The 20,881-nt window shown below is 37.4% G+C and carries 17 protein-coding genes; 1 reads left to right on the forward strand and 16 read right to left on the reverse strand.

The window, feature by feature from the left end; translation table 11 throughout:
• Positions 1–54: 54 nt before the first annotated feature.
• The 11 genes from AC2JF9_RS02510 to AC2JF9_RS02560 all read right to left on the reverse strand — a co-directional run bounded on the left by AC2JF9_RS02510 (position 55) and on the right by AC2JF9_RS02560 (position 12,382).
• Positions 55–1,734 carry a phospho-sugar mutase gene (locus tag AC2JF9_RS02510; RefSeq protein WP_500725389.1) on the reverse strand — a complete coding sequence of 560 codons (1,680 nt, stop codon included), beginning with the start codon at positions 1,732–1,734 and terminating at the stop codon, positions 55–57.
• Between the two features lie 187 nt (positions 1,735–1,921).
• Complete coding sequence (gene trxB, locus AC2JF9_RS02515; protein WP_500725182.1) at positions 1,922–2,848, reverse strand: thioredoxin-disulfide reductase; 927 nt, start codon at positions 2,846–2,848, stop codon at positions 1,922–1,924.
• 56 nt (positions 2,849–2,904) lie between these two features.
• Positions 2,905–3,924, reverse strand: a complete 1,020-nt coding sequence (locus tag AC2JF9_RS02520) for an NAD(P)H-dependent glycerol-3-phosphate dehydrogenase (protein ID WP_500725183.1) — start codon at positions 3,922–3,924, stop codon at positions 2,905–2,907.
• 40 nt (positions 3,925–3,964) lie between these two features.
• A complete protein-coding gene (gene lgt / locus AC2JF9_RS02525; protein WP_500725185.1) occupies positions 3,965–4,801 on the reverse strand; it encodes a prolipoprotein diacylglyceryl transferase in 837 nt (278 codons plus the stop codon).
• The gene (gene hprK, locus AC2JF9_RS02530; RefSeq protein ID WP_500725187.1) at positions 4,798–5,760 is read right to left on the reverse strand and encodes an HPr(Ser) kinase/phosphatase; all 963 of its coding nucleotides are present in this window, start codon (positions 5,758–5,760) and stop codon (positions 4,798–4,800) included. The genes lgt and hprK overlap by 4 nt, the downstream gene beginning before the upstream one ends.
• Before the next feature lie 17 nt (positions 5,761–5,777).
• Positions 5,778–6,050, reverse strand: a complete 273-nt coding sequence (locus tag AC2JF9_RS02535) for a hypothetical protein (protein WP_500725188.1) — start codon at positions 6,048–6,050, stop codon at positions 5,778–5,780.
• 8 nt (positions 6,051–6,058) lie between these two features.
• Positions 6,059–7,175 (reverse strand): peptide chain release factor 2 gene (gene prfB / locus AC2JF9_RS02540; protein ID WP_500725190.1). Its coding sequence is split into 2 segments (ribosomal slippage): positions 6,059–7,102 and positions 7,104–7,175, totalling 1,116 coding nucleotides; the frame shifts between segments, so codons are not numbered across the junction.
• 74 nt (positions 7,176–7,249) lie between these two features.
• Complete coding sequence (gene secA / locus AC2JF9_RS02545) at positions 7,250–9,649, reverse strand: preprotein translocase subunit SecA (RefSeq protein WP_500725191.1); 2,400 nt, start codon at positions 9,647–9,649, stop codon at positions 7,250–7,252.
• Between the two features lie 131 nt (positions 9,650–9,780).
• Entirely contained in the window at positions 9,781–10,329 is a 549-nt protein-coding gene (gene hpf / locus AC2JF9_RS02550) for a ribosome hibernation-promoting factor, HPF/YfiA family (RefSeq protein ID WP_500725193.1), read from the reverse strand.
• An 83-nt stretch (positions 10,330–10,412) separates the two neighbouring features.
• Positions 10,413–11,102 carry a ComF family protein gene (locus tag AC2JF9_RS02555; protein WP_500725195.1) on the reverse strand — a complete coding sequence of 230 codons (690 nt, stop codon included), beginning with the start codon at positions 11,100–11,102 and terminating at the stop codon, positions 10,413–10,415.
• The gene (locus AC2JF9_RS02560) at positions 11,099–12,382 is read right to left on the reverse strand and encodes a helicase-related protein (protein WP_500725196.1); all 1,284 of its coding nucleotides are present in this window, start codon (positions 12,380–12,382) and stop codon (positions 11,099–11,101) included. The genes AC2JF9_RS02555 and AC2JF9_RS02560 overlap by 4 nt, the downstream gene beginning before the upstream one ends.
• Before the next feature lie 45 nt (positions 12,383–12,427).
• Between AC2JF9_RS02560 and AC2JF9_RS02565 the strand changes: the two genes are divergently transcribed.
• A complete protein-coding gene (locus AC2JF9_RS02565; RefSeq protein ID WP_500725198.1) occupies positions 12,428–13,090 on the forward strand; it encodes a YigZ family protein in 663 nt (220 codons plus the stop codon).
• A gap of 13 nt (positions 13,091–13,103) precedes the next feature.
• On the opposite strand, the gene AC2JF9_RS02570 is transcribed toward AC2JF9_RS02565, so the two are convergent.
• From AC2JF9_RS02570 to rny, 5 genes are all read right to left on the reverse strand, one after another.
• Positions 13,104–14,261, reverse strand: a complete 1,158-nt coding sequence (locus AC2JF9_RS02570; protein ID WP_500725200.1) for a glycosyltransferase family 4 protein — start codon at positions 14,259–14,261, stop codon at positions 13,104–13,106.
• Between the two features lie 170 nt (positions 14,262–14,431).
• Positions 14,432–16,228, reverse strand: coding sequence for an FAD-dependent oxidoreductase (locus tag AC2JF9_RS02575; protein ID WP_500725202.1), 1,797 nt, complete (start codon positions 16,226–16,228; stop codon positions 14,432–14,434).
• 14 nt (positions 16,229–16,242) lie between these two features.
• A complete protein-coding gene (locus AC2JF9_RS02580) occupies positions 16,243–18,054 on the reverse strand; it encodes an FAD-dependent oxidoreductase (RefSeq protein WP_500725204.1) in 1,812 nt (603 codons plus the stop codon).
• 29 nt (positions 18,055–18,083) lie between these two features.
• Positions 18,084–19,079 carry an AraC family transcriptional regulator gene (locus AC2JF9_RS02585; RefSeq protein ID WP_500725205.1) on the reverse strand — a complete coding sequence of 332 codons (996 nt, stop codon included), beginning with the start codon at positions 19,077–19,079 and terminating at the stop codon, positions 18,084–18,086.
• Positions 19,080–19,222: 143 nt separating this feature from the next.
• A complete protein-coding gene (gene rny, locus AC2JF9_RS02590) occupies positions 19,223–20,854 on the reverse strand; it encodes a ribonuclease Y (RefSeq protein WP_500725207.1) in 1,632 nt (543 codons plus the stop codon).
• Between the last annotated feature and the right edge of the window lie 27 nt (positions 20,855–20,881).

Raw genomic sequence — 20,881 nt, forward strand, 5'->3', positions numbered from 1 at the left:
ATTTCACGTATTCTATTCTACTATATCGAACGTATTTTCGCACGCGTTTTGTCTTTATTTTAAGAGTTTTGCCAGAGCTGCTTGATAATCTTCAGCAGACTGCTCAGCTGCCATAATAGTTGGCTTGTTAACTCCAACATAGGCTTTAATTACTGGTTCAGTTCCTGATGGTCTTAGGGCGAGCCAAGTCTCATCGGCTAAATAAAGCTTCAAGACATTTGATTTTGGTAATCCAGAAATAGTTTTAGTTTTCCCATTAGCGACTTCTTCTTGCTTTAGAAAATCTTGAATTTTAACTACCCTGACGCCAGCAACTGTGTTCAAATGCTCGGAGCGTAGTTTTTCCATTAAGTCAGCCATCTTTTTCTGACCACCAATTCCCGGCATTTCAATTGCCCGAGTAATTTCGTAAGATGTTCCATACTTTTGCCAAATTTCAGTTAATCCATCAAGAACGGTCATCTTCCGTGAAGCATAATATGAAGCCACCTCGCCAAACATGATTGCTCCCTGCATAGCATCCTTATCACGTGCAAAGGGTTTAAACAGATAGCCGTAACTCTCTTCAAATCCCATCAAAAACTTACCATCATGCTCTTTATTCATCCGATCAATTTCTTCACCAATAAACTTAAAGCCTGTTAAGACTGACTTAGTTTTAATACCAAAATCCTGAGCAATTTTTATTGGCATACTACTAGAAACAATCGAAGTAACTAGTTCATAATCACTACTCAACTTACCACGACTTTTCAGATTAACTAGCAGGTAGTAAATCATTAATGTGGCAATCTGATTTCCCGTTAAAACTTGAAAACCACCGTTTTTGGTTCTTACACAGGCACCCATTCGATCAGCATCCGGATCTGTAGCAATGATTAAGTCAGCATTCTTTTCATTTGCAAGCTTAATTCCCGGATTAAAAACGTCTCGATATTCGGGATTTGGTTTTTTGGTTGTTGGAAATTCTGGATCAAGAATTGACTGACTAGGTACGGGAACGATATTGGTAAAACCATTTTGTTTGAATGCCCGTTCATAGAGCATCTTTCCCGTACCATGCAAAGGTGTATAAATAATTGTTAGTTGCTTCGCATTAGCCTTAATCAGTTCTTTATTAACATTGACTTTTTTCAATTCCGCAAGGTACGCTTCATCAATGTCTTCACCAATCAATTGTAAATTTCCATTAGCTCGCAAAATTTCAACAGGAGCAGCTTTTACAGCAAATATATCTTCCACTTTTTGAGTGTATTCAAAAACCCGAGCAGCATCTTCTGGCCCCATTTGAGCGCCATCTTCACCATATACTTTATAGCCATTATATTGTTTAGCATTATGTGAAGCCGTAATATTAATACCCGCAAAAGTGTGCAAATACCGCACGGCAAATGATAATTCTGGCGTTGGTCGTAAATCGTCAAAAAGATAAACACGAATATGATGTTTGCCTAAAACTCGCGCAGCATGTTCCGCAAACTCACGGGAATGGTAGCGCGAGTCAAACGAAATTACTACCCCACGTTTTTGCGCTGCGCTTCCATTTTCATCAATTAAACGAGCAAGTCCTTCGGTTACCCGCCCAATCGTAAATAAGTTAATTCGGTTAGTACCCGGTTCAAGTTGTCCACGCATACCAGCAGTTCCAAAGTTAATGTCCTGTCCAAAGGCATCACTAACCCATTTAGAATTTTTACCTAATTTCGTTAACTCTTCCTTTAAATAGTCGGGCATGTTTGGTGCTTTTTGCCAATTTTGAAAAATCTTCTCTGCGTCAGTCACAGTATTAAACCTCGTTTTCTAAGATAAAACCTCTAAACAAACTCAATATCATAGTTCTTATTCTAGCATTTATCTTCTAGTCATTCCGCATTAATAAAAAAAGAATTCAACTCAAGTGAATCCTTTTTTAAGAATATTATTAATCGTTTAAACTCTGTAAATAGTTATATGCTTGCTGACCGGCAATACTGCCATCACCAACCGCATTAGCAATTTGTCTAAGATCTTTGGCACGCACATCACCTAATGCAAAAATTCCGTCAGCTTTTGTACGCATATGTTCATCAGTGGGAATCCAGCCTTGATCGTCTGTAATACCTAAATCTTTAAAAGGTTGAGTTTGTGGATTAACACCAACATAGATAAAGACGCCACGAACAGCAAGTTTCTTTTCCGTACCAGTTTCTTTATCTGCATATGTTATTCCAGTTACCCGGTTGCCATCACCATCAATAGACTTGGTAATCCCATTCCAAATAAAGTGTATTTTATCATTTGCAAAGGCACGCTTTTGTAAAGTCGGTTGTGCCCGCAATTGGTCACGACGGTGAACAACCGTCACTGATTTGGCGCTTTGAGCTAAGTAAATTCCTTCTTCAATAGCGGAATCACCACCACCAATGACAGCAATATCTTCATCTTTGAAAAAGGCTGCATCACAAACAGCACAATATGAAACACCTTTGCCGGAATACTCTTCTTCTCCGGGAACGTTTAAATGGCGATGATCAGCTCCAGTGGCAATAATTAAAGCTTGGGTACTGTATTCAGCAGTATCAGTTCTAACAATTTTTTCGTTGCCCTGAACAGAAACCGACTGTACGTCACCATACTCAAACTCAGAACCAAATTTCATGATTGAGTTATACATTTTTTCGCCTAATTCTGGACCCTTAATTTCTGAGAAGCCAGGATAATTGTCAATAGCATCAGTATTATTCATTTGGCCACCGTAGAGGCCACGGTCGAGTATTAATACTGATAAATTAGCACGGGAAGCATATAGTGCAGCAGTGAGTCCGCCCGGACCTGCACCAATAACAATTACGTCATATTTTTTGGTCATATTTCCACCTTATGAATTTCTTATTTTTCGTAAGTAAATATTACAATGGAAGTAGATTAAAGTCTAATTTCCTGTTTAGGACTTCTGCCCATCATTTTTGTAATTTCATCATCAACATTAGCATTTTCATAAAGAACACGATAAATAGCTTCACTAATCGGCATATCGATTCGTTTTTCCTGACATAATTCATGAACAGCTTTGACTGTTGTCGCTCCTTCTACTACTTGTCCCATATTTTTCAATACGTAGTCAAGACTTTTACCTTCCCCAAGTTGCTTACCACAACGCCAGTTACGGGAGTTAACTGAAGTACAAGTGACAATTAAGTCGCCAATTCCAGACAAACCACTAAAGGTCATCGGTTCAGCACCAAAGTAATTAACGCCTAATCGTGTGATTTCAGCTAAGCCTCTAGTCATTAGCGCTGCCTTGGCGTCATCACCATATTTTTTACCAACCAAAATTCCAGCCGCAATTGCAATAACGTTTTTAACAGCACCGGCAACTTCAACACCAATTAAGTCACTATTAGTGTATAAACGGAAGTAATCATTAGAAAACATTTCTTGGACTTTTTCCGCATTTTTCATACTAGTTGACGCACAAGAAATCGCAGTTAAGTCTTTTTGGGCAACACTTTCCGCGTGACTTGGACCAGAAATTGCAACAATTTGATCAGCATCATTAGGATAAATTTCTTCCGTCAAAATTTCCGAAATTAGTTTCTTAGTACCCGGCTCAATACCCTTAGTTGCGGTAACAATTAATGGCTTACGTCCTGATTTAGCAATAATTTGGCCAGCTTGCTTTGCCACAATGCGAATTGCTTGCGTTGGTAATACAAATAAAACAACCTCTGCCCCGTCAAGTGCAACATTTAAATCACCAGTAGCTGTAGCTTCCGGATTAACATTCCAGTTTTTCATGTAAAGCTCATTGGTATGATGCTCGTTAATTTCAATATTAACATCTTCATTGTTACCATATAGAATAACTTCATTACCCTTATCAGCAAGCATTGAACCTAAAACCGTACCCCATGAACCTGCTCCTAAAACTGCAATTTTTGTCATATTTTTTCCATACTTTCTATATTTAAAACTATTTACTATCTTAATCTCTTGAATACGGATATTTCAATCCACTACCATCAAGATACCATTTCGGTTTCACAACTTGACGACGATATATAAACAATGCAATAACTGCAACAAATAATATCAGGCTAAGCAATTGTGACACACGAATACTGCCAACTAAATACAAGCTATCAGTTCTTAAGCCTTCAACAAAGAACCGCACCACAGAGTACCATCCAAGATACAGCATGAATACTTCACCTTGCTTAAACAAGTGTTTTCTGTGACGCAAAGCTAAAATTAATATCAAACCCACTAAGTTAAAGAAAGATTCATATAAAAAAGTTGGCTGATAATATACTCCATTTATTTTCATTTGACTAATAATAAAATCCGGTAAATGCAGGCTTTGCAAAAAACTCAAAGTGGTCGGTCCGCCGTGAGCTTCTTGGTTAAAGAAGTTACCCCAGCGCCCCAAAACCTGCGCTGCCATAACTCCGGGAGTAATCACATCAAGCATCAAAAATGGTGGCAGCATCCTTTTGTATGAGAAAACTAGTAAAACTGCCAATCCTGCTAGTAAGCCTCCATAAATTGCAATTCCACCATTCCAAATTGCAATAATCTGATCCGGATGCTGCGAATAATAGCCCCATTCAAAGGCAACGTAGTAAATACGTGCTCCGATGTAGCCTAACGGGACAGCCCATAAAAGAAGATCTACGAAGTCTTCACTTTCAATCTGGCGTTTTCTACCTTCAACAATTGCCATTGAAACAGCTAATATGATAGCGACCGCCATGATAATGCCATACCACTTTACACTTAAACCGCCTATACTAAAGGCATTTGGACTGATTGCTAAAATCATTTATCTATATCCTTTGTTGATTTGTTCTTTGAATTATCAGCAATTAAAGCAGTTAAGTTATTATCAAATGTAGTAGTTGCATTATAGCCCATTTTTTTAGCTCTAAAGTTCATGGCCGCAATTTCAATAATATCTTCCATGTTCCGTCCCACTTTAACTGGAATAGTTATCTGCGGTACTTCAACATTACATAGTTCGCGTTTACTTTCTTCAAAGCCTAAGCGATCATAATTAACATTATTGTCCCAGTTAACAAGCTTAATCACTAACTGGATGCTTTCTCGATTTTTGACTGCACCAACTCCAAAAAGATCCATAACATCAATAATTCCGATACCACGTATTTCCATCAGGTGCTTTAATATCTGAGGAGCTTCTCCCACAACGGTTTCAACATCTTTTTGGTAAATATCAACCCGATCATCGGCAATTAACCGGTGACCACGGTGAATTAGTCCTAACGCTGTTTCAGATTTTCCTACTCCAGAGTCACCAGTAAGCAGGATACCCATCCCTTTTACTTCAACCAAAACACCATGAATAGAATCTCTAACAGCTAAACGTTCCCGTAAGTATTCAGTTAGAATACTTGAAACATAAGTTGTTGATTCATTCGAGGACAATATCGGAATTTTTGCCAGTTCAGCGGCTTCTTTCAACTCTTTAGGAATCGGAAGCGAGCGCGAAACAAAAAAGCAGGGAGTTTCCGGAGTACATAATTTTCGAAAAACTTGTACCAAACTCTCGTGATCTAGTCTGGCCGCATATGAAATTTCTGTTCGACCTAAAAGCTGAATCCGATTTTTTGGATAGAAGTCAAAATACCCAGTTAATTCAAGCCCAGGACGATAGATGTCAGAAACTTTGATTTCGTGGTTATCAACATACTGTTTTCCTTGTACAACATACGCAATTTTATTATCGCGCACTAAATTTTTTAATTTAACTGCATTTACCATCTTTTTTGCCTCATAGACTACTTATCTACATCTTTAGTATGGGCGTCACGAACTTTTTTACGTCTTGGTCTAACTCTATTGCTATTTGACCAGTCATTCCAAGTTTTATAATTAGGACCATTGCTTGGTTGATGATCATCTTTTTTAGTAAAATGATTAATCAACCATAAAATTCCCGCTATTACCAATACAGCTGGTAATAACATGAACAAAATGTGAAAGAAAGCAAAAGTTATACTCAAAATTACCACTGCCAATATAACAATGCCAACGATTCCCCAAAAACTCATTTTTCCACCTATTCTGGATTATCCTGACTTAGCAACCATTGCAAATATGAATACACAAATGGTTGCAACTTTCCATCCATTACACCACTTGTGTCAGAAGTTTCATAGCCTGTTCTTAAATCTTTAACCAAATTATAAGGATGAAAAACATACGACCTGATTTGAGAACCCCAGCCATTTTCTTTTTGGTCACCTTTAAGTTCTTGCTTGTGCTGACGCTTTTTTTCTTCTTCCAAGTGGAAAAGTTTTGCTCGCAGTTCATTCATTGCAGTTTCGCGGTTTTGCAGTTGCGAGCGTTGTGCTTGCGAAGTAGTAACAAAGCCAGTAGGCAAGTGAGTTATTCTAACTGCACTAGAAGTTTTATTAATATGCTGACCACCAGCACCACTAGAGCGATAAACATCAATTCGCAAATCTTTGGGATTAATGTCAATTTTGATACTATCATCAATTTCTGGAATTACTTCAACTGATGCAAAAGAAGTATGTCTTCTTTTGGCCGAATCAAATGGTGAAATTCTTACTAAACGGTGTACACCATTTTCAGATTTAAGTAACCCGTATGCATTTTTTCCACTAACTCGCACACTGACACTCTTCAGACCAGCTTCTTCGCCTGGTTCATAATTATTAATTTCAAACTTAAAATTACGAATATCGGCATAGCGTTGGTACATCCGCAGCAGCATTTGTCCCCAATCCATCGCCTCAGTTCCGCCAGCACCAGGGTGAATTTCAAGCAAAGCATTATGACTATCGTATTTGCCAGATAGCAGCAAATCCATTTCGTAATTATGAAATTCGGCTTGTAAATGGTCTAAGTCTTCAACAACTTCTTTTTGTAAATCATCATCAGGTTCTTCTCGCAATAATTCCATTGTAATTATTTCATTTTGATAGTCTTCCTCTAACTTCAAGAAGGAGTCGCGTTTTTCTTTTAGAAAGTTGTTTTCACTAATTAATTCTTGCGCTTTTTCTTGATCATTCCAAAAAGTCGGTTCTTGCATTTTGCTGTCATTAACAGCAATGCTTTCGTCAATTGAATCTAAGTCAAAGAGACCCCCTAAAGTGGTCAAGCCGCTTTTTTAATTCGTCTAATTGGTTCTGAATTTCACTAATTTCCATTTATTTAAAATTTCTCCTGAAGATTATAAAGTAAAAAAGAGAAAGCTCGCTGCTTTCTCTTCAATCTTAACTTTTTACCGACTAAGATTTTGTCTGATTTCAGCTTTCATAAATAAGCGAGTTACATCAAACTCAATATTCGAAACCATTTCTTCAAACATGTTGTAACCAGAATCTTGGTATTCAACCAGTGGATTAAGCTGTCCATATCCACGAAGACTAATCGATTGACGCAACTGATCCATAGCATCGATATGGTCAGTCCAGCGATCATCGACTACTCGGAGAATGACCACTTTTTCAAATTCCAACATTTGTGAAGGATCAGCTAAAACTTCAGCCTTCTCATTATAATTATTTTCAACTTCATCATACAATTTCTCTTTTAATTCAGGAACTGTAATCTTCTTAAAGTCGATCTCATTAGTCTTTTCTTCTGAAAGTATGCTAGAACTAATGAAATCACGCAGAGAATCCAAGCGCCACTTACTACGATCACCTTGGGTAAACATATCAACTTGGCTATTAATTGTTCGGCGAATCATTGGTATTAAGACATCTTTAAGTGAATTTTCTTCCCCAATAACTTGCATACGTTCGCCGTAAATAATTTCACGCTGAATACGCATAACATCATCGTACTGTAGAGTTTGCTTACGCGTATCGTAGTTATTACCTTCAACACGTTTTTGAGCTGATTCAACTTGCCGAGTAATTAAGCGACTTTCGATAATTTTATCATCAACATCATCAGATAAGCGATCAAGGAAATCCTTAACTCGATCGCCACCGAAACGTTTCATTAAATCATCTTCAAGTGATAAGTAGAAACGTGTAACACCGGGATCACCTTGACGACCTGAACGTCCACGAAGCTGATTATCAATTCTTCGCGATTCGTGACGTTCGGTACCAATTACCGATAATCCGCCCAGCTCTTTAACTCCAGGTCCTAACTTGATATCAGTACCACGACCAGCCATGTTGGTTGCAATTGTTACTGCACCACGCTGTCCAGCATTCATAATAATTTGCGCTTCTTTGGCATGGTTTTTTGCGTTCAAAACAGCATGCGGAATACTTTCTTGATTGAGTAACTTACTCAATCTCTCTGAGCTTTCAACCGCAACCGTACCTACCAAAACTGGTTGACCATTTGCGTGGCGTTCCTTAATTTCGTTTACCACCGCAGTAAACTTAGAATCTAAAGTTGGATACAAAATATCTGATTTATCTTCTCTAATATTTGGTCGATTAGTTGGAATAGTAATAACCTGCATGTTATAGATTTCACGAAATTCTTCTTCTTCCGTTTTAGCAGTACCGGTCATCCCTGAAAGCTTGTTATACATTCTGAAGAAGTTCTGGTAAGTAATCGTGGCTTGAGTCTTGGACTCTTCTTGTATCTTAACGCCTTCTTTAGCCTCAATTGCTTGATGAAGACCATCAGAATAGCGACGACCTTGCATCACACGACCAGTGAATGAATCGACAATCAATACTTCTCCATCTTGAACAACATAATCGATATCTTTCAGCATAATGTAATTAGCACGTAAGGCTTGATCAATATGGTGAACCAACTTTTGATTTTCAATGTCATACAAGTTTTTCAGACCAAAATGATCACAAGCTTTTTGAATACCTGTTCTGGTCAAAGAAATAGTTTTTGTTGGCCAATCAATCTTGTAATCACCATAGTCTTTGTCATCATCAACGTCGTCGTCACTTTTGTCTTCTTTCAAAGTTTTAACAAAGCGGTCTGCTCGAATATAGTCACCATTAGCTTGCTCGGCTTCGCCCGAAATAATTAGCGGAGTTCTAGCCTCATCAATCAAAATAGAATCGACTTCATCGATAATAGCATAATTAAGTTCACGCTGAACCATCTGTTCTTTGTAAACTACCATGTTATCGCGCAAGTAATCAAAGCCCAGTTCCGAGTTAGTCGAGTAAGTTACGTCACAGCTGTACGCTTCACGTTTTTCATCCGGTGACATAGAGTTAAGATTCAAGCCCACGGTTAAGCCCAGCCATCTGTATAACTGACCCATTTCTTCTTCATCACGGCTAGATAAATATTCATTAACAGTAACAACATGAACACCTTTACCTGTCAGTGCATTCAGATAAACTGGCATAGTTGCTGTTAAAGTTTTACCCTCACCAGTCATCATTTCTGAAATATTACCAAAATGTAAGGCAATACCTCCCAAAACTTGAACGTGGAAAGGATATAACCCCAGCACACGTTTAGCACCTTCACGGGAAACTGCGAAAGCTTCAGGCAAAAGCGAATCCAATGACTCTCCGTCATTCAAACGAGTACGGAATTCAGGAGTTTTAGCCTTTAATTGTTCATCAGAAAGTTTGCTGTATTCATCAGCGTAACCTTCAACTTGAGCAGCTAGTTTTTCGAATTTTCTTAGCTCTCTTTTATCGTTGTTGTATAGTTTCTTTAAAATGTTTGCCATTTAATCGATCCTTATATGTACTTAAGTATAAAAACACATAATAATTTTAACATGATTGGGCCTAAATGAAAAATAAACGAAACGAAGACCTCACACTAAATGTGAGGTCTTCACTTAAGTAGCAACTTATTCTATTTGGTTTCAATCAAACCGTAACGACCATCATTTCTGCGGTAGACAACGCTTGTGCCATTCGTTTCCGCGTCTAAGAAAACAAAGAAATCATGCTCTAACATATTCATTTGTAAAATAGCCTCTTCAGGACTCATTGGTTTCAAGCCAATCTGCTTATTACGAACAATTGTAAATTCACCGGCATCTTTTTCTTTAGCCAGATCATCTGATCCTCCAACAAAGAAATCACTCATGCCCTTTTCACGACTTCTACGATTAACGCGAGTTTTATATTTTCTTATTTGTCTTTCTAATTTCTCGGAAACAAAGTCAATACTACGATACATATCATCTGTTGTTTCTTCAGCCCTCAATACTAAGTACGGCAGTGGAATAGTAACTTCAACTTTAGCAGTGTGATCTCGATAGACTTTCAAATTAACATGGGAGACCATATCTTGATTTAATTCGAAATATTTTTCTAATTTTTTTAGACGTTTCTCAACGTAACTTCTTAAAGAATCGGTTACCTCAATATTCTCGCCACGAACGTTATACTTTAACATATGAGATTCTCCTTTCAACTGCTTATGCAGTCTTTTCTTATATTTATTATAACAAAACTTGTAAGCGCTGAACAAGATTCGTCTTATCTACAAATTGAAAAACTAGCTATTATAGCTTGGGGAAAAGCCTTACAGAGCGCATCTCGCGCATGGTAGAGCGTTCGTCCCGTGGTATAAATATCGTCTAATAACAGTATTCTTTTAAAATTCATATCAATATTAAGATTTTCTTTAACAAAAAAACTCTGTCTACTCTTTAGCCTTTGTTTTCGATTTTTTTCACCCTGAGCGTCAAAGCCGCTATTTTTACCTAAAGCTAGTGTAAGTGGTAATAAATCATCGTAAATTGCTCTAACCGTATCAAACTGACGTTTTTTGATGTGTTCTGGTGCAGTTGGAAGCGGAACATAAAAATCTGCTTTTATTTTATAAAGTTCCTGATAACAAAGTTCCTGTAAAACCTGATTCAAAATGTAGTCTCCATAACGTTTGTAGTTAACCATTAGCTCGTGAAAAGTTATATTATAGCGATAAACTGCCTGATGCTTTAATAAGAAACCGTTATACTTTTGCTTCCATTCCAGGCAGTCACGGCACGTTGCTCCTACACTAATTTCTTTGCTACAAAAATTGCATCTACGCCCCGTTAAACGCTCAAATCTTGCCAGACAATACTGGCACAGACACTGTTCTCGATAATTACGAAATGAAAAAATACGCCTAAAAGATAGCTCAGGCACAAAATTTTGACCGCAAAGTAAGCATTTTTTCATTGATTTAAACCTGCTATTTGTTTCACTGCACTGCGAAGGCTCTCAGTATACTTGTGATAACAAAATAATACCAAACCATCTGGGTCATCTTTAGCACGGCCCACTCGACCAGCAATTTGAACCAGACTTGATGTAGTATAAATTTGGTCGTCAGCTGCTACAACAATAACCCAAACGTGTTTAAAGGTTACCCCACGTTCTAAAATTGTAGTGGTAACAAGCAGTTGCAATTCTCCATCACGAAATTTTTGCACTTTATCAAGTCTTTCCTTGTCATCTGCATGAACTCCGTCCATGTTGATATTACTTAATTGGGGCTCTTTTTGAAGAGCATTTAAATACTGAGTAATTTGCTCAACTCTTGGAACAAACAGCAAAAGCGGATGGCCTTTACTAATTACGTCAATTATCTCCTTTAATAATTGAGAGTGAAGTTGGCCTTTTTTAATAAACGGACGTAGAAACAATTGCTCTTTGGGAACAGGTAAAAGACCACCATGAAAACGATGATTCAGTTGCAAAATTGTTAATTTTTTTCTTTTAACTTCCTGCAATAAATCAGGTGGTGGCGTTGCCGTTAAATAGACTCGCACCCCTTTTGTTTTAACTGCATTTACAGCACCAAAGTGAAGTTGAGAATCATTTGCATATGGAAACGAATCAGCTTCATCAATTATTAACAAGTCAAAAGCATGATAGAACTTTAATAATTGATGTGTTGTGCAGATAGTTAGTTGCTCTATTTGTGGCTCTTTATAATCACGACCGTGATATTTGCCAATTTTCAGTGTACTAAATGCTGCCTGAAATCGGGGATAGAGTTCATTAACGACATCAATTCTTGGAGTTGCAATACCGCATCTTTTGCCTTTAGCGATACATTTTGCAGTTACAGGAAAAAGCATTTCCGTCTTACCAGCTCCAGTTACGGCATGCACAAGTGTGTTCTTTTCATTTTCAAAATTATCTACTAATTTATAGGACAATTTGGCCTGATCATCAGTTAGTTTACCTGTCCAAGTTAGGGCACCATTTTTTCTTTTTGGAAAAGTAAATTCTTGATCATAACGAATCAAATAATCCCCTTCTACAATTCTTCCAATCTCAATACATCCGCGACAGTATTTTTTTCCATTTGGCAGTTTGGCAGAAATCAAACTGCCACATCGATTGCAGTGATTATTTTCAATCGCCTTGATTTTAGTTACGTTCTTAATTGTGTTAAAATCCTCTTGACTACTAAGCCACTGGCGACCGACGAGAAACGATGTACTTTTCATTTCTTTGTCCTCCAATTTTAATTACGTAAAAACGAGGAAAACTTTTTGGCAGAAGCAAAAAAATTTTTAACCATTAAAGCAAATGGCAATAATGAACTTATCATCAAAAAAAGCCGTTTTATAACTACTCTAGTGCGAACTAATACCGTCCAAGAAGCGGAAAAAGCAATTATAGAAACTACCAAAAAATACCGTGATGCTACTCATAATACTTTTGCATATACAATCGGTTTAAATGACGAACATGTCAAAGCTAGCGACAATGGTGAACCGGCAGGAACAGCCGGCGTTCCTGAATTAAAGGCTCTGCAATTGATGAGCATAAAGAATGTTACTGCTATTGTAACTAGGTACTTTGGCGGAACTAAACTTGGTGCCGGAGGGTTGATTCGCGCCTATTCCAACAGTGTAACAAAAGGTGTAGAAGCTATTGGCGTGGTTAAATGTGTCTTGCAACAAGAGCTGATTTTTCATGTGGATTATAAACGCTTAGACGAAGTGAATCATTTTTTAAGCCAAGCCGAAATTTTTGTTAAAAAAATTGAATATGGAATTGATATAGTTTTTCGGGTTTTTGTTGATGAAAATGAACAAACGGTTTTCGAGAAAAAATTGACTAATCTTTTAAATGAAAAAATAACAATCTCTACTGGCCAAAAGCGGTATAACGAAATTTTAGTTACTGACCATAACTATCGTGAAAAATAAAAAAGGACTGAAATTAGTCCTTTTTATTTTTGTTTTTTAGTTGTTCTGGTTTTTCTTGGCCTAAATGCCAAACCTCTACATTTGGATCTTTGCGACTACGCGAATTAATTATCTTCTGTATTATTTGCAACAGTGGTTTATATTTTTCGCCTAATAGACCAATTGATTCCACAAAAAGTTCAACTGCTACTAATAAACCGGCAATCAGTAACCACATGCCCCAAGTTGGAGAAAGTAGGAACAGCAAGGCAATAAATGAAAAAATTAGTGATAACGCATAAATTGCTAATACTGTCTGGCGATGTGTCAAACCCATTTTCATTAACTGATGATGCAAGTGATGCTTATCGGCTTGTGAAACTGGTTGATTATTAAGTTTACGCCGAATCATCGCATAAATCGTATCAGCAATTGGCACTCCCAAAATTGTTACGGGCACAAGCATTGAGATGAAAGTCACATTCTTTAAGCCTTTGAGCGAAAATACAGCAATCATAAAGCCGATGTAAAGCGCCCCTGTGTCACCTAAAAACATTTTTGCAGGGTGAAAGTTATAAGGCAAAAAACCTAGTAGGCAAGCTGCCAACATAAAACAGCCAATTGGAATATAAAGCTGACCAGTATGTAAGAAAAAATAACCAACAACTCCCATTGTAGTTAAGGAAATCATTGATACGCCAGTGGCTAATCCATCTAATCCGTCAATTAAATCAACGGCATTAGTCAAGGCAAGAATCCAAAAGATAGTGATAGGTAAGCTCCACCAACCTAGGTCAATTTGCTTATTAACAAATGGCAGATTAAGCACATTCATTTTGATTCCCGCTAAAAAATAAATAATTAACGCGCCGATAAAAATACCAAACATTTTTTGACGAGGCTTAAGCTCCATGATGTCATCAATTATTCCCGTTAAAACAATTACACTTGAGCCCAATAAAATACTAAACGCTTCATGTGTGGGAAATTGTTCTCGTAAAAGGATAAAAACACCAATATTAAATGTCACAAAAATGCCCAGTCCACCCAAAGTTGGCATTGGCTTTTTATTAACTCGACGTTTATTAGGAACATCAACTGCGCCCAAAACAAAGGCCAGTCTCCGAATAAACGGGGTAATTGAGGCTTGAATAATCACTAAGAAGAATAATTCAACAATAATCTTAAACATAGTCGGCTACTTTCATCAATTAATTGCTTTAATTATACCGACTTGTTTAAAAATGTACAAATCACTCCTTGCGCTGCTTTAAGCTAATGTAAAAAACTCTGACAAATGATAGTCATCATTACTAAATAAAAAATTGGACTTTTTCAAATCCAATTTTTTATAGCTTAAGCTTATTGCTGCGAAGCACCTGAGCTAGTATCATTAGTGGCAAGCGAATTTTGAGCAGCACTTACGCCAGCAATTCTACCAAAAACAACTGCATTAGTAATTCCCATACCGCATCCTGGATAGGTCATACCGCGCCAGCCACCAGTCGTACTACCGGCGGCATATAAGTTAGTAATTGGTTGATTTTGATTATCTAAAACTTCAGCTTTTCTATTAATACTTAATCCACCAGCCATATCGGGAGTAGACGGTGCTAGTTTGGCAGCATAATATGGTGCTTTAAAAGCAGTTAGGTCTTTTTTACGCCCAAATTCGGTGTCTTTGCCTTTTTTAACATCTGTATTCCAGCGAGATATTGTTTCTTTAAGTATGGTTGGGTCTAAGTTAGTCTGTCGAGCTAATTCTTCAATTGTATCGGCTTTTTTAAAATATCCATCTTCTACTTCGCGCTTTAGATGAGGAGATGCTGCGGGAGCCGAAAATTCAGTTGGCATTTCATTGGCCATTCCTTCGTCGAAAAGAAGCCAAACATAGCCACCATTTAAGGCAGCAATCTTCTTTGAAGCAAATTCAAAGTACATATCTTCTCTAAAATGTCTTTTAGCATCAGTTCCAACCCATATATATGGTTTGGTCCATGCCGCACACAAGGGTCCGATACAAACATTATCACCGGACTGCGTGCCAATTGAATTTGCGATTGGCATCCACATATCCTTTAGTTTCGCTCCAATTTGCGCGCCCATTGTAATGCCATCGCCCATTTGTCTAATTGAGCCATATGATTCGCCAACCGCAAAATCAGGTGCGAAACTTTTTAGCATTTCTTTATTGCGTGAAAATCCCGCAGTAGCGATAATTACACTTTGACCTTTAAAATTTCCTTTGTTGGTATGGACACCGATTACGTCATTATTTTTATCAGTAATCAGATTCTCTGCAGTGATATTGAAAATGAATTTAGTTCCTAGTTTTTTTGCTTTATTAAACAAAGGTTGGGATAATCCGTAACCACTTTTTTCAACTGTTAAGTGTGAACGAGCAGCTGGCACGGCATATTCTTTCATTGCTTCTTCATTGCCGATTTGCTGAACTTCTTGGAAATTAACACCTACATCGTTTGCTAGCCACTCATAGTCTTCTGCTCCATGTTCAACGATTTCTTCACGCATATCGGCGTCTTCATATCCTTGACCAACTGCTTTCAAATAATTATTCCAGTTTTCTTTTGTGTCTTTAATTCCTTGTGTTTTTTGTAAACTAGTGCCGCCTCCGGCATTGTAGTAGCCTCCGGATAAGGTCATGTCCGATAACATGTAACTAGAAGTATACTCTAGACAAAGCACTGATACTCCTTCTTGGCGAGCCGAAATTGCAGCTGACAAGCCAGCAGCACCTGAGCCAATTACCAAAACATCAGCTTCATCTTCAAATTTGACCTTAGACGGATCCATATACCGAAAATCTTTTATTTCATCATTTTTAGCAACTGTTCTCAAATCAACTTTTTTATCGAAGCCGCGGGCATCACCAGCTTTAAGAAGAGCATTTTTAACGGCTTTCTCAACTGCTTGAAAACTAATTGTCGCACCTGTGACAGCATCGATATTATATGATTGATTTTCAATAATCAGCTTGGGTGCTTTTTCAAGCGCAGCTGTACTAATACCTTCAGTTTCATCTTGGTAGTCAATCTTGACATCTTTAATAACATTATCTTTAACGGTAACCGAAACCTTAACCTCACCGCGATTACCGGAGCCTGTGCCTTGGTATGTTCCGTCCTTTAGATTAGCCATAAAATTTGCCTCCTTTAATTTTGAGCTTTTTTAATTGCAGAACTTACAGCTTCTTTAAATGCTCGACTAGTAGCAGAAGCACCTGACACGACGTCTACATCCGCTGATTTTTCTTGAAGCATTTTTTCTTGGAGCTGTTTAATCGCTTTTCCACCATAGTCAGGTGATTCACTCTCTTTTAGAACTTCGATTTCACTTAGCTTTTGATGATTATCAACTGTTACACGAACAACGATTTCATTACCCATACCATTATTTGATCTTCCGATATATTGGTTATGACCTGTTGGATATTCTTTTTCTTCGAGGTCTGAACGCGGAAAGTCAGTACTTATTTGACTAGCACTCACACTAGCACCGGTATTTACATCTTCGTTTTTACTTTTAGCTGCGTTTTCACCCGCAATTTTCCCGAAAATGAGACAATCAGCAATATCACCACCACCGTTATATTGATTTGCACCAATGTGACCGAGTTCACCTGCGGCATATAAATGTGGCAATACCTTATGATCAGTATCCAGAACTTCAGCTTTTTCATTACGCCTAGGTCCACCCTGCGTGTTAAGCATAGTGTGTTGTTGGGCCAGCGAGTATAACGGGCCAGCAAGTGAAATTTTAACCATTGATTCTGGCTTTCTACCACATTGATAATCAATGCCTTGATCAACAAAGAAGTTATATGTTTCAAGAGTTTTTTGCAAAACTGCTGAATCAACATCAATTTCTTTTGCTAGATCTTCAACTGTGTCAGATTTTACGACTTTTTGCATTGTTTCTTTTTGGAAATTATCGTGGTTTTCGGCCATAAATTCATCATATTTCTTTTGATCAAAAATCATATGTGGATGAACTTGCGCCAATGGAATTCTCCAAATACCATGATTATATCGATGCCCGTGACGAGTTGGATCATCTTCAGCGATATAACGCGTACCATCATCCCCTACTGTAATAAGAGAACCAGTAAATAGTGATTTCCAAGCCATAGTACTATGAGCACGCTGACCTTTTGGTGCGGCAATATTAACCGGACCACCTGGTTCATAATTATTCATGTGCCACAGATCAGCACCCACTTCAATTGCCATCTTAATGCCATCGCCGTTATTATATAAAGTTCCATACGGCAAGAGCTTTGTTTCACCGAGATAGTCTTGAATCATTTCTTCGTTATTTTCAAAACCACCTAGAGTTAAAATGACTCCGTTTTTTGCTCTAACATTAAATACCTTATGATTATTTTCAATTTGAACTCCAACAATTGTCTTATCATCATCTTGGATTAAGTGCTTAGCTGGAGTGGAATATAAAACATCAATTTTGTCACTGCGATCCAGTACATTTTGGCGCAATTTTTTCCATAAGGCAGCATCAAAAATATGATCATGAATAAGCAAATCATCATTTGTTTCAGCACCTTCAAATTCTGGATATTCGGCAATCATATATGCTAAAAGGGCTACATTCTTATTTCCTGGATTATTTCGAACGCTGAATGCTTTTCCTCCTAAGTACTTTTCAAAGTAATCTGGTAAATCAACCATTCCTTTAACAAAAGTGTCAAGAACTTTTTCATCTAAATCTAGCGGAGCAGTCATTTGCTGATAATATTTTTTAAGTTTATCAAAGTCATAGCCTGCCTGAACTATTTGTCCACAGTAGCGCGTATTGCCACCTTCATGTCCTTCGGGTGCACTATCGACTAATAGAACCTTTGCTCCGTTATCTGCGGCAAAGCGAGCAGCAGTTGCACCAGCTCCACCAAAACCAACTACCACTACGTCATAAGTTGCATTCCATGATGCATCATTTTTTAAAATCATTTTTTTGCTCCTTTCATTTTGAGCATTATTTATATGGTTGAGTTAATACTATTTTTTGTCAAAATCATTTGATGACGGTATTTTAAAACTGTCTTTCCTGTCCATTTTTTAAATGACTTATAAAAAGAAGTTACATTACTAAAACCGACTAAAAAACTAACCTCTGCAGTGGTAAGAGTCATATCTTGTAATAAATTCAATGCCAGAACTTTTTGAACAGTTTGAAGTTGCTCGTTAAAACTGGTATGCTCTTTTCTTAACCACCTTTGAACAGTTCGAGAAGAAATTCCTAATTCATCGGCTACATTTTTTAACTGAAAATTGCCACCAGCAATCAGTTTAAACAAAGTGTTTTGGACTACCGCTGAAAAAGGCGGATCAATATTCAGCTCCCTAATGTATTTTTTGAGCCCTGGTTCCATAAAACTCCAGATAACATCGTTTTGAGTAGAAAAGGGGCGAAGTAAATCTTGTTTGCCAAAAACTAAATAATTATCTTGGCTTTTTTGCGGCTCAATTCCCAAGTATTTTGTAATTTCGGGCCCATAATTAAATCTACTACCAATTGAGAGCGGTATGATTGTTTTGTTGGTACCCGTTCTAAGTAAGCTAATTAGCGAAATCTGATCAACTAACAAGCTAAAACGAGAACCTTTACGGTATTGATCAAGATAGCTAATGTGAATTCTTAGATTTTCACCCTCTTTAAATGTACCCATTTCAATTGGACCAATTAGTTGTTCATATGATGCCAATCTTGAAATTGCCTGCATTCCATTCTTACTAGATAGTGCAGCAAAGTAAGGAGGAACAAACTGATAAAAATTGCTGACATCACTACATGCTAAAAGTTGTTCGTTGGTTGCTTCTTTATCCAGTATTTCAAATGTACGAGAATTTTTAATCCACTTTGAATTAAGGTATTTGTCCATAACACTGGAATTGAGCAAACCTGAAATGGAATCAAACGGATAGCCTAAATCATGCAAAAAGCTCTTTAATTCCCGAGATACCCTTAATTTCATTTCGGCTCCCCCTAACTAATTCGTATTGTATACCCTTTCATTTTACTAAAATATATTTAATTACGATATTTTATGTTCATTTACGCCACAAAATAAATAGCACAAAACAAAAAAAGCTGAATCTTTCAGATTCAACTTTTTATTTATTTTGCAACAGTTACTACCCGTTTCTCGCGAATTACTGTAATTTTAATATTTCCAGGGTAATCAAGTTCTTTTTCAATTTGATTACGGATATCTCGAGCCAAAACGGTAATCCGATCATCCGAAATCTTTTCTGGTTCTACCATTACGCGAACTTCACGTCCTGCTTGAATGGCATAAGCTTGTTTAACTCCATCATATTTATTTGCAATTTGTTCAAGTTCAGTCAATCGTCTAATATAATTTTCTAAACTCTCACTTCTTGCACCAGGACGAGCTGATGAAATCGTATCGGCTGCAACAACTAGTTCAGCAATAAACGATAACTTCGGAACATCTCCATGGTGTGCCGCAATTGCGTTAATAACTACATCGGGTTCATGATATTTTCTGGTTAATTCTACACCAATTTCAACGTGTGACCCCTCAATATCATGATCGATGGCTTTTCCTATATCGTGTAATAATCCCGCGCGAACCGCTAATTTTTCATTTAAACCTAACTCAGCTGCCATTGTACCAGCCAGTTTAGCAACCTCAATTGAATGGCCAAGAACATTCTGACCATACGAAGTCCGATATTTTAATCGACCAAGAATCTTAACTAACTCTGGATTCATCTTATGGATTCCAAGTTCCATTAAGGCACTTTCCCCAGCTTCATAAATGTCGTCGTTGACTTCTTTACGCGCTTTATCAACCATCTCTTCAATTCGAGCCGGATGAATTCTGCCGTCTTTAACTAAGCGCTCCATTGCCCGTTTGGCAATTTCACGTCTAATGGCATCAAAGCCACTGAGCGTAACTACTTTAGGAGTATCGTCAATTATCAAATCAACTCCAGTAAGAGCTTCAAAAGAACGAATATTACGGCCTTCACGGCCAATAATACGGCCCTTCATTTCTTCATTTGGTAGGTCAACCACTGAAACAGTTGTCTCAGCGACAGTATCAGCCGAACTGCTTTGAATTGCGTCAATAATAATCTTGCGAGCATAATGATCAGCTTTAGTTTGAATTTCTTCATTACTATTTTTAATCATTTCCGCGCGTTCTTTGACTAGTTCATCGGTTAATTGATCAAGGACCAGTTTTTTAGCTTGGTCTTTGTTCAAATTAGCTATCTCATAGAGTTTCTGCTGATTCTTTTCAACTAGTTGATCGGCTTCTTGCAGCTTTTCATTTAGTTCAGATTCCTGCTTTTTTAATTGATCTTCTTTTTCAGTAAGTCCGTTTTCTCTTTCCGCCAACAAAGAACTTTTATGATCAAGAGTATCTTCACGTTGTTGCAAACGATTATTATCACGTGCAATTATGTCGCGTTTAACGTTTAAGTCGTCTTCAGCCTTTTGTCGATATTCTTGAATTTTTTCTTGAGCTTCAAGAATTTTTTCTTTTTTGGTATTTTGTGCACTTTGTTTTAAAGCATCTGCTGCCTGTTTTTGAGCATTGACTTCAGCTTTTGCAGCATCTACTTGTGCTTTTGCTTCGGTTAAAATATGGTCAGCATCGCTTTGTGCATTTCGGGCATTCTTCTCCCAAATGTTCTTGCGAACCGCGTAACCAACGACTGTGCCCAGTAAAATTGAAATAATAGCAATCGCAACGGGAATCAAAATTGTATTTGTCATGATTACTATCGCCTTTTTTATTTTTCT

The organism is Lactobacillus sp. C449L (genome assembly GCF_059900815.1).